Annotated in this window: 7 protein-coding genes; 4 read left to right on the top strand and 3 right to left on the bottom strand. The window is 44.8% G+C overall.

From position 1 onward, the window contains the following. Window positions 1–12: 12 nt before the first annotated feature. From ACP26M_RS13610 to ACP26M_RS13595, 4 genes are all read left to right on the top strand, one after another. On the top strand, window positions 13–1569 hold the full coding sequence (locus tag ACP26M_RS13610; protein WP_426589654.1) for a RagB/SusD family nutrient uptake outer membrane protein: 1557 nt from the start codon (window positions 13–15) through the stop codon (window positions 1567–1569). A gap of 89 nt (window positions 1570–1658) precedes the next feature. Further along, a complete protein-coding gene (locus tag ACP26M_RS13605; RefSeq protein WP_426589652.1) occupies window positions 1659–3491 on the top strand; it encodes an arylsulfatase in 1833 nt (610 codons plus the stop codon). Window positions 3492–3584: 93 nt separating this feature from the next. Then, window positions 3585–5465, top strand: coding sequence for an arylsulfatase (locus ACP26M_RS13600; RefSeq protein WP_426589650.1), 1881 nt, complete (start codon window positions 3585–3587; stop codon window positions 5463–5465). A 44-nt stretch (window positions 5466–5509) separates the two neighbouring features. After that, the gene (locus ACP26M_RS13595; RefSeq protein WP_426589648.1) at window positions 5510–7093 is read left to right on the top strand and encodes an arylsulfatase; all 1584 of its coding nucleotides are present in this window, start codon (window positions 5510–5512) and stop codon (window positions 7091–7093) included. Window positions 7094–7512: 419 nt separating this feature from the next. On the opposite strand, the gene ACP26M_RS13590 is transcribed toward ACP26M_RS13595, so the two are convergent. The 3 genes from ACP26M_RS13590 to ACP26M_RS13580 form a co-directional block, all read right to left on the bottom strand. Further along, window positions 7513–9063, bottom strand: a complete 1551-nt coding sequence (locus ACP26M_RS13590; RefSeq protein WP_426589646.1) for a RagB/SusD family nutrient uptake outer membrane protein — start codon at window positions 9061–9063, stop codon at window positions 7513–7515. Window positions 9064–9079: 16 nt separating this feature from the next. Beyond that, on the bottom strand, window positions 9080–12364 hold the full coding sequence (locus tag ACP26M_RS13585) for a SusC/RagA family TonB-linked outer membrane protein (protein ID WP_426589644.1): 3285 nt from the start codon (window positions 12362–12364) through the stop codon (window positions 9080–9082). A gap of 204 nt (window positions 12365–12568) precedes the next feature. Then, window positions 12569–13651: a FecR family protein gene (locus tag ACP26M_RS13580; RefSeq protein WP_426589642.1), complete on the bottom strand. Its 1083-nt coding sequence runs from the start codon at window positions 13649–13651 to the stop codon at window positions 12569–12571. Window positions 13652–13724 lie beyond the last annotated feature (73 nt).

Below are 13724 nucleotides of genomic sequence, written 5' to 3'. Positions count from 1 at the left end.
GATTTTTTAGATATGAAGATGAAAAATATTAAATACCTTATTATACTGGTTGCTTTTGCCGCTGTTTCATGCGCCAAACTTAAGGAAGACCCTCGGTCGTTCATCCCGGCAAGTCAGTTTTATAAAACCCAGGCAGACGCCGTGGCAGCAGTCACAGCTGCTTATTCGTTATTGAACGCCGGGGCAAATAGCGTTCAAACACCGTACAACACCCTTTTTAATACGGGTATGAATTTTATGGGCGATGATGAAGGTCCCGGCCCCGGTGCTACCAATGCCGACGTACGCTCACAGTCTGTATTAGGCCATTCAGCTTCCGGCTTAAGGATCCTGCAGATCTGGCAACAGCATTATGCAGCTATTAAAAAGGCTAATATCGCCATTGATACCATTCCTGATATCAAATTTGATGCTACGCTAAATAAAAGGCTTGTTGCCGAGGCGAGGTTTTTGAGGGCATTGTATTATTTTAATTTAGTGCGTTTGTATGGCGATGTGCCTTTGGTATTGCACGATCAAACATCAATTGATCTATCTGATCTGCAAATTCCGAGAACAGCCGCGGCTACCGTTTATGCACAAATAGAAACCGATTTAACTAATGCCGCCGCCGATTTGCCAAATAACTATACCGGTCCGGATGTAGGCAGGGCTACAGCAGGCGCAGCTTATTCATTACTTGCTAAGGTTTACCTTACCGAACGTAAATGGGATAAGGCTGTGGCGCAGGCCGAAACTGTAATTAATGGCCCATACGGCTATGACCTGTTTGCCAACTATGCCGATGTGTTTTTGCCTGCAACTAAAAACGGAAAGGAGCATATTTTTTCGGCGCAGTTTAAATCAAACTCACAGGGACAGGGCAACAACCAGGCTCCGCGATCAATATTGAACGGTATCCCGGGTATAGTGGGCAACTATGCCGATCAGGTGGTGTTTTACCCGGTACCTGATGCTACCAAACCCGGCGGCGTAGATAAGTTTTTCAGCATTTATAAGTTGTATCCGGCCAATGATAAGCGTAAGCGGGTGAGTTTTGTAACGCGCTTTCAAAGTCCTGCAACTAATCTGTGGTATGGTAAGCTGAATGACGCTACTATTCCCAACGACTCTATCCCATTCTTTAATAAATATTATGATCCGGGCGTGGCATCTAACGAAGCCGAGTCGGGCGCCAATGTATCTATCATCCGCTTTTCGGATGTGCTGCTGATCCATGCCGAAGCAGAAAATGAATTAAACGGACCAACTGCCCAAGCATATGCTTCTATCAACAGGGTAAGAAAACGTGCCGGGCTGGACGATCTTGCCGGGCTTGATCAGGCTTCATTCCGTAACGCGGTTTATTTAGAGCGCAGGCTGGAATTTGTATTTGAATACCAGCGTTGGTTTGATCTGATCCGCGAGCGGGATGCTTCGGGCAACGGCATACTGGAGGCAAGTCTGCTGAAAGTAGGTAAAACCAATGTGAGCAAAGGTGCGGCAGGCAAATTTTACTTGTTCCCGATACCACAGCAGGAAATTGATAACAGCAATGGTAAGCTTACGCAAAACCCCGGCTGGCAGTAATCTCAATTATCATTATACATACTAATCAAAGAAAACGGCCGCTGGGGTGTGAAGTTTCGCTCCAGCTATGCCGAATAAACTATTTATCAATGAAAACAAGAAAAATAACATTGTTCCTTTCGCTTGGCTTGCTTGCAGCATTTACAGCCAAAGCACAAAACGGACAAACGTCGGTATTTGGCGGCACGGTGGGCAAAACGCTTGATGATTCGAAGGAGTGGTGGCCTGAGCCTCATAAAGCGCCCACCGGTGCGCCAAACGTATTATGGATCATCTTAGATGATGTGGGCTTCGGCGCTACAAGTACCTTTGGCGGCATCATTAAAACCCCTAATTTTGATACGTTGGCCAATAATGGCCTGCGTTATACTAATTTTCATACAGCAGGGATCTGCGCGCCAACGCGATCGGCTTTGTTAACCGGACGTAACCATCATTATGTTCATGAAGGTGGTTTTTCGCATGTAACCTTATCGGCGGGTTTTCCGGGTTATGATGGCCGCATTCCATCTGATAAGGGGACTATAGCGGAGATCTTGCGCGAAAATGGCTACAACACTTTCGCGGTTGGCAAATATGGTTTAACACCCGACGAGGATGCTACGGATGCAGGCCCGTTTGACCGCTGGCCTACAGGTAAAGGCTTTGATCATTTCTTCGGATTTTTGGGATCGGCTACCGACCAGTATAAACCTGATTTGGTTGAAGACAACGCTCATGTAACTCCCGACGGCCGTCACCTTACTGATCAGATTACTGATCAAGCCATCTTCTACCTTACACGCCAGCATAAGGTAGCTCCTGAGAAACCCTTCTTTTTGTATTACGCGCCGGGTGCAACGCATTCGCCTCACCAGGTTGCGAAGGAGTGGAGCGATCTGTACAAAGGCCAGTTTGACAGTGGCTGGGACGATTTCAGGGAGAAGGTCATCGCAAGGCAAAAGAAATTGGGCATTATCCCGGCCTACGCTAAATTGCCTGAGCGTAACTCACGCATCCCGGCCTGGAAATCATTACCTGATGCCGAGAAAAAACTGTACGCCCGTTTCATGGAAGTTTATGCCGGATATTTGACCTATACCGATCATGAGGTCGGCAGGCTCATCAATCACCTGAAACAAAGCGGTCAGCTGGATAATACGCTGGTATTTGTGATCATTGGCGATAATGGAGCCAGTAAAGAGGGGACGGTTCATGGTGTTATCAACCCTAAAAAGAACTCGGCTAAACTGATTGCCGAAGATGCTTATCTGAAAACTAACATTGAAGACATTGACGATATCGGTACACCGCAGGCAAGCACCAACTACCCACTGGGCTGGGCGCAGGCAGCCAATACGCCATTTAAATACTGGAAACAGGATGCTAACTCTGAAGGTGGTACCCGTAACCCGCTGATAGTTTATTATCCAAAAGGCATTAAAGAAAAAGGGATTCGCACCCAGTATGGTCATGTGATTGACGTACTACCTACCACGCTTGAATATACCGGCATTAAATTACCTGAATACATCCGCGGTATTAAGCAGGATACTTTGCAGGGCACTTCTTTGGTGTATTCATTTGATCATCCCGAAGCAAAATCAAAACATGTGTTGCAGCATTACTACATTTTTGGGTCGAGATCGATTTATAGCGATGGCTGGAAAGCTGAAGCTGCACACCACCCGGATAACGTGGAATTGGGCGATTTTAAAGTTGGTCAAAACGTGCCCGATAAAAGCTTTGATGAGGATACCTGGGAGTTATACAACCTGAATGAGGATTTCAACGAACGGGTTGACCTCGCCAAAAAATATCCTGAAAAGTTAAGAGAATTGAAAGCTGTATTTGAAGCACAGGCTCAAAAAAATAACCGGTATCCATTTATCGACTGGTATGATGTTTACCACCAGCGTATCCACAAAAACTATAAAAAGTAACTAATAACATGAAAGCTAAAAACGGAAGGCAGAAAGCCCAAAGCTAATAGCTTGATTGGATTAATTAAAAAACTTATATAACCATTTACAATTATGAAATCCGTTTATCAACGTATTGTCGCCATGTCGGCAATGGCCGTTGCCTTCAGCGCACCTGTTTTTGCGCAACTGCCGCAAGTAAAGGTAATACCGGCCAACATAGCGCCAATTGATCCCGCTAATTACAAGGGCGTGGAAGGCAAAACGCTTGCCGAATCAAAAGAGTGGTGGAATAAGCCACTCAAAGCACCCAAAGGTGCTCCAAACATTGTCTGGATTTTGCTGGACGATGTAGGCTTCGGTGCGTCAGGAACCTTTGGAGGTTTAATCAGTACGCCAAATTTTGATACGCTGGCCAATAATGGCCTGCGTTACGTCAATTTCCATACAGCGGGTATTTGTGCGCCAACACGGTCTTCATTACTTACCGGGCGTAATCATCACTATGTACATATGGGTAACTTTGCCCACGCTTCAACAGCCGCGGGTTTCCCGGGTTATGATGGCCGCATCCCGCCTGATAAAGGCACCATTGCCGAGGCGCTTCGTGCTAACGGCTACAGCACCTTTGCTGTAGGTAAATGGGGCGTAACTCCTGATGAGGATACTACAGCGGTTGGTCCGTTTGACCGCTGGCCTACCGGTAAAGGTTTTGACCATCACTTCGGTTTCCTGGAATCGGCTACCGATCAATATAACCCGCCGCATTTGGTAGAGGATAATTTTCACATCAAACCTGATGGCCGTAACCTGAACGAGCAAATCACTGATAAAGCCATTGCATATATCGATGCCGCTCATAAAGCTGCACCTGATCAGCCTTTCTTTTTATACTATGCCCCCGGCGCTACCCACGCCCCGCACCAGGTGAGCCATGAATGGAGCGACCTGTATAAAGGTAAGTTTGACGAGGGATGGGATGTTTATCGCCAAAAGGTTTTTGACAATCAGAAAAAGGCCGGCTATATCCCGGCTTATGCTAAACTCCCCGAGCGTAACGAGCGGATCCAGGCCTGGAACAGCCTGCCTGCTGATCAGAAGAAATTGTATGCCCGGTTCATGGAAGTTTATGCAGGCTATTTGACTTATATAGACCACCAGGTTGGCCGCGTGATTAACTATCTGAAAGCTTCCGGGCAGTTTGATAATACCTTGGTTTTTGTGATGATAGGGGATAACGGTGCAAGTAAAGAAGGAACTGTACACGGCGTTATCAATCCTAAAAACTCGGCTGCAACCACACCTGAGGTCGATTATATCAAAAAGAACGAAAGCGATTACGAAACCATTGGTACGCCAGAGGCTTCAACCAACTATCCTTTAGGCTGGGCACAGGCAGCAAACACACCGTTCAAATATTGGAAATCGGATGCTGACGCTGAAGGAGGAACCCATAACCCGCTGATAGTTTATTATCCAAAGCTGATCGCCGAAAAAGGAGGCATCCGTACGCAATACAGCCATGTATCTGATGTGTTCCCGACAACTATTGAGGCGGCCGGTTTAAAACTACCGGAGTACGTTAAGGGCATTAAGCAGGATACGTTGCAGGGTAAGTCATTCTTTAGCTCGTTCAATAATGCGCAGGCGAAAACATTGCATACGCAGCAGTACTATTACATTTTCACTTCCCGCTCCATCTACAAAGATGGCTGGAAGGCCGAAGCCGCACACCGACCGGATAATGTGGACTTGCTGAACTTTCCGAAAGAGAAAACCATCCCCGAGCGTAATTACGATAAGGATGTTTGGAAGCTTTATAACCTGAATGAGGATTTTAACGAGCGCGTTGACCTCGCCAAAAAATATCCTGAAAAGCTAAAGGAACTGAAAGATCTGTTTGACGCGGAAGCCAAAAAGAATCACATCTATCCTTTTATTGATCGTGATGATATCAACAATAAACGGATCCACAAACTCGAAAACAATAATTGACCATGAAAAACCTGAAAATTGCCAATAATAAATAAAATCGGAACATGAGTAAATACATTGGCTACCTACTGGTAGCTCTATTTTGCACGAGGCCTGTATTTGGGCAGGCCCCAAAGCAAAAGCCCAATATCGTTGTCATTTTGGCCGACGATATGGGCTTTTCTGATATAGGCTGCTTTGGCTCAGAGATCAGCACACCTAATATTGACAGGCTTGCCCGGGAAGGTTTAAAAATGACACAGTTTTATAACGCGGGCAGGTGCTGTCCGTCACGTGCGGCATTGCTTACCGGTTTGTATCCGCACCAGGCAGGTGTGGGTGATATGGTAAAATATAAAGGTTCGCCTGCATATCAGGGATACCTGAATGACCATAGCGCCACCATTGCCGAATTGCTTAAAGATGAGGCTGGTTATAATACTATTGTATCTGGGAAATGGCATGTGGGACTGCAACAATCTGCTTTGGCTTACAACCGCGGGTTTAATAAATCGTTTACGATGTTGAATAATGGCAGTAGCTATTTTAACTCGGCACCACTGTATAATGATGGCAGCAAAATTACCTTTATGCTCAATGATAAAGAGATCTCGCGCAGCGATACTTCAAAATATTTGACACAAGCCATCACTGATTTTGCAATTAAATCATTGAATGAGATCAAAGACCAGCAGAAGCCATTTTTTATGTACGTAGCGTACAATGCCCCGCACTGGCCTATTCAGGCCCTGCCGCAGGATATTGCAAAATTTAAAGGCCAATACCTTAAGGGCTGGGACGTTTTGCGGAAACAGCGTTGTGAAAAGCAGCTGGCGGTAGGCATTATCAAAAAACAATGGCAGCTATCAGCAAGGGATAAACGTGCCGCTGCATGGGATTCGCTATCTCCCGATGAAAAAGATAAATGGGATACCAGGATGGCTATTTATGCCGCCATGGTTTATCGCATGGACGCCTGCATAGGTGAGATCATGAACAAACTAAAGCAATTGGGAAAAGGTAAAAATACCATTGTCCTTTTTGCATCAGATAATGGCGGTAGCGCCGATGAGGTTAAAAGCCTGGCAACAGTAATACAAAAGAACGGCCCCCCCGGCTCCGTAAATTCGATCGACAGTTATGAGATTCCCTGGGCAAACCTGAGCAATACACCATTTAAGTTGTTTAAACGCAACACACACGAAGGTGGCATAGCCACTCCGTTGATTGCCTGGTATCCGGGATATATCAAAGCTGGGATTACCAACAGCAGTACTGGCCACTTGATCGATCTGATGCCTACCTGTTTGGAACTGGCCGGGGTAACTTATCCGGCTCTGTTTAAAAACAGGCGCCTTACAACATTGGCAGGTACCAGTTTGCTTAATGTTTTTAAAGGCAAAGCTGCCGGAGGTAATGAAACTTTGTTTTGGGAGCATGAAGGTAGCAGGGCCATAAGAAAAGGCCGATGGAAGCTCGTAGCCGAATCGAAGCAACCATGGGAGTTATATGATCTGGAAGCAGACCGATCTGAAACGAAGGATCTGGCTACGAAATATCGCGCAAAGGTTATTAAACTGGAAAAGGAATATCTGGACTGGGCAAATAAAGTTGGCGTGGTTGACTGGGAAACGATAAAGAATTTGTAACTCAACTGTCAGATTAAATCGTGACTATCTCACGTTAATTGATATAAGTTTTTTGTTTTACTAATATTTTACTATGGAATTAATGTTTTGATATTGAGGAAGATGTCTAATTAGTTTGTGGATTCCTGATGGTCGTAGGGCGGATTTTAAGAAATATGAGAAGGAAAAGTTGAGTGAAAAAGACGCATAATTGAGCCATTTTCCTTTGTAAGAGGTGTTCAATAAATTCAACATGTTGGATTTATTGAACACCTAATTATTTTAATTCAAAAGCTGACTAAATTAATTGGGGCAATACTAAATGCTAAGCTTGCCTTTAGTCGAACTATTTATTAGTTCCGATATACGCTGGCTTATTTGTTACTTATTTACGGTCTGCAGTTCATGCGAGATTGAACAACGAAAAAAGTAACAAGCAATTACCAGGCACTGTTTTGTTTGAGTACGCCATTTGACGATGTAACAAAGGTCTGCGGAAGCGGAAAATGACTGAATTTGGCATAATTAAAATTAGTTCTCCCGTAAACAGTTTTTAGCAGGTTTTCTGTGTAGCCGGTGCCCGAACTGCCGTTGGGGCCGGCTACTTTGTTATATCTAACCAGGTCGTACCAGCGATTGAATTCAAGGGCCAGCTCTATCCGGCGTTCATGCCAGATGGCTAACCGCAATGCTGTTTTATCCGTAGTTATAATTTGTGGAAGGATACCCGCTCCATCATTTTCGCCTGCTGCAACTGATGCCGCGAATGTTTTATTACCACGGGCTCTGAAACGGATCATTTCCAGGTATTTCAACGCATCAGATAGATTCCCCAACTCATTATTGGCTTCGGCGGCTATCAAAATGATGTCAGCATACCTTAGATACATTGGGTTCACACTCTGAAAGTTAAAGTTACCGCCGTTCCAGTATGAATATGGCCAGATCACTTTTTTATTGGCATAATTAGTTGATGCCGGGAATGCCACCGGCTGGTTGTTGTTAAAGCCGGGAATGATGTCTGTTTTCGTAAAAATAGTTGCGCTCATTCTCGGGTCACCTTTTTCATAACTGCTAACCAGGTTAGGTGAGGGGAAGATATCACCATTTGAACCCAGCGAGGGAAGCCCCTGGTATTGAAGGTAAGGTCCGTATTGGCGCCCGGCAGGAAGGGATGTGTTGTAAATAAATCCACCGGGCATCATATTTTCAGTAGAATACAATTGATCCGGGCTAAACAGGTTGCGGTAATTGCTGTAAAGACTGTATTCGCCGCCGTTGATAACTGCTTCGGCGTATAACTTCGCGTTAGCATAATCCTGCTCATAAAGATAAACCTTTGATAACAGTCCCTGTGCCGTACCTTTGGTCACGCGGCCGAGGTTGGCTGTTCCCCATTGGCTCCTTGTTGGTAGGTGATCTATAGCATACTTCAGGTCTGATATCACGAGTTTAATAATATCCGCATGCGAACTTTTAGGGATATTATATTCAGCAGTTGATACCGGGTCATGGTCCCGCAGCGGTGCATCGCCGAACACATTCGTTAGATCGAAGTTGTAATAAGCTCTGAAATATTTGGCCTGGGCTTCAAATAATTGTGCCGAATAGGGGGCTTTCAAAGTCGATGTACGGTCAATTACTACGTTGCAGTAATGGATATTTTCAAAGGCCCGTCCCCAGTAGCGCTCTATCATGTAATTATCTGTGAGGTAGCTGTAATCCTGGAACACTTTAAAGTCAGCATTACCGCCCACAATAAAGTCATCCCCGCACATCTCCTTCGTTGAGTACTGGTGCTGCCCGATACGGAATTCCCTCCAGGCTATGGAGCCATAAAGGCGGTTTACCGCCAAGCCAAGTGTTGTTGTATCGGCCGAAAAGGTTGCGCTCGAAAGCACCCCAAGCGGCTCTTTATCAAGAAAACTTTTTTTGCAGGAACATGTCGCAAAAAGCTCTAAAACAACAATGAATTTTATAATATTTTTCATAACTGTTATTTCTTATTTAAAAAGTTAAGTTTATACCCAATCTGGCAGTGCCCGAAACGGGATATGTCCGGAAATCATCGCCTATAGTTGAAACCCCGTAAGCATTTGATACTTCAGGAGAGAAGCCTTTGTACTTGGTTATGTAAAAAGGATTGGTGGTGTTGACATACACGCGAAGCGCCGAAATTCCAACTCTTTTCAATAGCTGCTTATTGAAAGTATATCCCAGTTCGATGAACCGTGCTTTGATATAAGTGCCGTCAAAAATATTGAAATCGGATGATTGCGTTGTTGACGTGTTAACGGCATAGCGCGGAATGGTGGTATTGGTATGGGTAGGGGTCCAGGAATCCAGCCACTCAACATTCAGGTTGGATAGCCCGGAGCTTACAAACTGGTTCCTGGTGTCATTGTAGATCTTACCGCCGAAACTGCCCATCATATCAATGGTTAGGTCAAAACCTTTGTAATCTGCAGAAAGCGTTAACCCTCCCACAAATTTTGCATAGGGAGAACCGATATCTGTTTTGTCATTAGCATCAACGAACCCGTCGCCGTTTATGTCTTTGAACAGCAGGTCACCCGGCTTTAATCCCGACCAGTATTGCTTTGTTGGATTGCCTGATTTTGCTGCAGCTGCTGCATTTAGCTGGTCAATCTGCGCCTGGCTTTGCACAATTCCGAGCGATTGATAACCGTAAAAGTCACCAATAGGGGCACCTGCTTTTGATACATGGGTAGATGGCACCTGGAAATCTGATGCATACGAAGTGAGGCCTTTAAAGTCCAGGATTCTGTTCTTATTGGCCGTTCCGGTTACTTTTACGCCATATCCAAAACCCCCGATGCGGTCATTCCAGCTCACCGCCAGTTCCACACCGCTGTTCCGCACAGTTCCCGCATTTGAATATGCAGGGGCAGTACCTGTAGAGCCACCCGGCACAGGCAATATCAATAACAGGTTTTTAGTGTCCCTGCGGTAATAGTCGCCTTCAAAGCGTAATCGGTTTTTTAGTGTGCCAAATTCAATACCGGCATCAGTTTGTTGTGAAACCTCCCAGGTGATATTAGGGTTTGATGCGGCTACGATTGTTGCCATAGGATAGAAAACGCCGTTAAATACACCATCATAAGTTGTTTCCTGGTTAAGCAGGTTGAAAGTTTGGTAATTGGCGATTTTGTTGCTGCCGATCCGGCCCCAGCTCCCGCGTACTTTCAGATTGCTTATCCACGAAACGTTCTTCAGGAACTTCTCTTCGGAGGCCCGCCATCCGAGGGCTACTGACGGAAAATATCCCCAGCGATGCCCTTCGGCGAATTTTGATGACCCGTCGGCGCGGAACGAAGCAGTTAACAGGTACCTGTTCTTGTAGCTATAGTTTGCCCTGAAAAGATACGAAAGGATAGACTCGCTGGATGGCAGTGCGCCAAGTGAATTGATGTTTGATATCGGGTAAACCTGGATATAGCGATAATTGGGATCGGTTGTAGTTAACGGGCCGCTTCCTGTTACGTCTACTCCTCTATAATCAGTATTCTGCGCGGTATAACCGGCCAGGAGGTTCAGATGGTGAGATGCGCCAAGCTGTTTGTCATAAGCCAGCGTATTTTCCCATAGCCAGGTTGAAACCGTAGTATATCCGTTTTCAATACTGGTTAAACTGCTTTGATTTGCCCCCAGGTTGTATGGCGGTGTATACCTGTTGATATTATTCAAAGTATAATCAATTCCATAGCTGCTTCTGAAAGAAAGGCCTTTAAATAGTTCATAGTTCAGATATCCGTTACCAACAAATTGCAGCGGATGGGTTTGGGCATCTTTATGAAGATAAAGCTCTGCAAAGGGGTTAACAATGTCCACATCCTGACCTGATGAAAAAGAGCCATCGCTTTTGTAAACGGGGATCAAGGGTGATATACGGGTTATTGAATTGATGCCCCTGCCCGTATTGGAACCGCCATCGCCGTTATAATGACTGCTGGCCAGCGATAGGTTATGCCCGAAGGTTAATTTTTTGCTGATTTTATATTCATTATCGGCGCGCAGAGTTAAACGGTTATAGTTGGTGTATTTTAATACGCCATCTTCATTATGGTAACTGGCACTGATATTATAATTAACATTTTCGCTCCCTCCCCCAACAGAAAGTTGATAATCGCTGACAATTCCGTTTTGAGTTACTTCTTTGGTCCAGTCAGTTCCGGCGCCTATCTGGCTGATATTATCATAAACCGGTGCTAAACCTGCATTGGTTTTAAACAGATTGACCAATTGAGCGTATTCCTGGCCGTTGGCAACGTGAAATTTACGTGTCAGGAACTGAAACCCCTGGCTTGTTAAAAAATTGATGACCGGTTTGCCTGGCTTTCCTTTTTTAGTTGTCACGAGGATGACTCCGTTTGCTCCCCGCGATCCATATATCGCGGTGGCGGAAGCATCTTTTAAAATTTCCATGGACGCGATATCATTCGGTGCGAGGAAGCTGATATTGGTCACCATCATACCGTCAACAACGTATAACGGGGTAGGGTCGCCGTTTGTGCCGAGCCCGCGTATCAACACTGTAGGTGCGGCTCCGGGACCACCCTGGCTCAGGATTTGCACACCCGGCGTTTTTCCCTGTAGCGCCTCTGCCGCGTTACTGCCCCCGATTTTAGTTAGGTCGGCGCCCTTTATGCTGGTTACAGCGCCGGTCAGGTCAGATTTGCGCTGTACACCATAGCCAACTACCACAACTTCGCTAAGCGAATTATCTTTGGCTTTCAGCTTTATGTCGATGGCTGTACGGCTCTCAACATTGATCTCCTGGGGCTCAAAGCCGGTATAACTGAATACCAGGTAGACGTTGCCGTTCGGAACGTTTAAGGAATAATTGCCGTTCAAATCTGTTTGTGTACCGGCAGAGGTGCCTTTTAGCCGAACAGAAACGCCCGGTAGGGGCTGGCCATTATCATCTGTTACTTTACCTTTCACCACAAGAGCATTCAATTGCTCGCCTTTTGAATAAATGATAACGGTATTATCTTCGCTAAGCTGGTATTTAATGGCGGTGTCACTGATCAGCAGGTCCATCACGGCATGGATGGATGCGTTACTTACCTCGACAGATTTAAGCTTGTCAATGTGCCTGATCGTTTCATCGTTATAAAGAAAGTGATAGTCAGATTTTTTTTCGATCTCCCTGAATGCAGTCTTCAAGCTTACATTCTTCAGGTTAAGATTGATCGCGGTCTGCCCGAAACCCTTTGAATAGGACTGCAGTGTCGAGACAATGATCAGGAAAAGTATAAATTTTGTCATGAGAAGAACGTTCAAAAGTCGTTCGTGCCGCAAATAACATATGCGGCCTTGATTTTTTTTCATAATTTAGTATCAAGGGTATTTAACTAATTGGTTTATTAAGACGGACTGGTAGTTATTGTACCATTTGACGGGGAATGTTGGAAGCATTTCCCGTTCTTTTTTATTGTTGGTCTGTTATTTGATCATACGCATGTTTGAAATTTAATAAATGAATACCTGGTTATTTATAATTTGATAATTGAAATTGCTTGTTAGCTTAAGTTGCTGCAACGCCTTGTCAAGCGTTATATTTTCAAATTTTCCAGTTAGGATTAACCTTCTCAATTCTTCCTTTTTAAAAATGATGGTGGTGCTGTATTTCCGCTCCATCATTTTTGCTACCTCCTCAAATTCCATGGTGTCAAAAGCTACTTTATTTTTGATCCATCCGGCTTCTGCGGGTAAAGAATCCCTTTTGCCCGGGTGGATTTCACTGAGCTCAACTATCGCTTTTGACGTGGTATCGGTTGACCTATACCGTGATGCCGATGTTTCTACCGGTTGATTGAATACTGTCAGTTTTTCCGAAGGCTTTAAAATAATTTGTCGGTCAGGATTTTTCAGTACAGTAAGCTCAATAACACCGCGTATTAAAGCTGCTTCGGAAGTGTTATCACCCGGATAAGATCTGACATTAAACCGGGTACCCAGAACCCTGATTTTTATTGTTGGCGTTGTTATTATGAACGGGTGTGCCGGGTCTTTAACGATATCGAAAAAGGCTTCGCCTGATAAGGTTATCTCCCGGTGCCTGGCATCAAATGTGTTTTTATAGGCAAGCTTGCTGCCTGCATTCAGGATAACCGTACTGCCATCGGGTAATTGTATATTTGTAATTCCCCCCATCGGTACCTTAATCTCACAGATCCCGTTTTTTTTGTCGGTTGACCTGAAATAGATCAATGCTATGCTGCTACAAAATAAAATGACAGCCGCTGCTGCTATCAATATGTAGTTGAGCCTTCCGCGATGCATCGATTGGATCGTTTTGGCTCGGTATTCATCTTCAACATAAGCATCAGGCCTATTATTTAACTGAGCTTGTAATTGCACCCATCGTTCTTCCTTTGGCTCATTATCACATCCTTTTGATATCGGATATAATCGCCAAAGATGCTCCAGCATGGCTATAGGGTATTGTGACCCGCCATCTTCCTTCAGGATCTGGTCTATCTCTTTCAGTTCCTCCGGAGTTGCCGTATTATTCAGCTTTTTGTAAATAAGTATCCAGGTATTGTTGACCATAAGTGTTCTCTAATCTTATAGACAATCAAAAATTGCCCGGCACGGGGAAGGAAGGAAAATATTTTCTAATGAA

This window comes from Mucilaginibacter sp. R-33 (assembly GCF_049949235.1).
Taxonomy (GTDB): domain Bacteria; phylum Bacteroidota; class Bacteroidia; order Sphingobacteriales; family Sphingobacteriaceae; genus Mucilaginibacter.
Note: the sequence above shows the minus strand (reverse complement) of the source record. Positions and strands in the feature narration are given on the sequence as shown.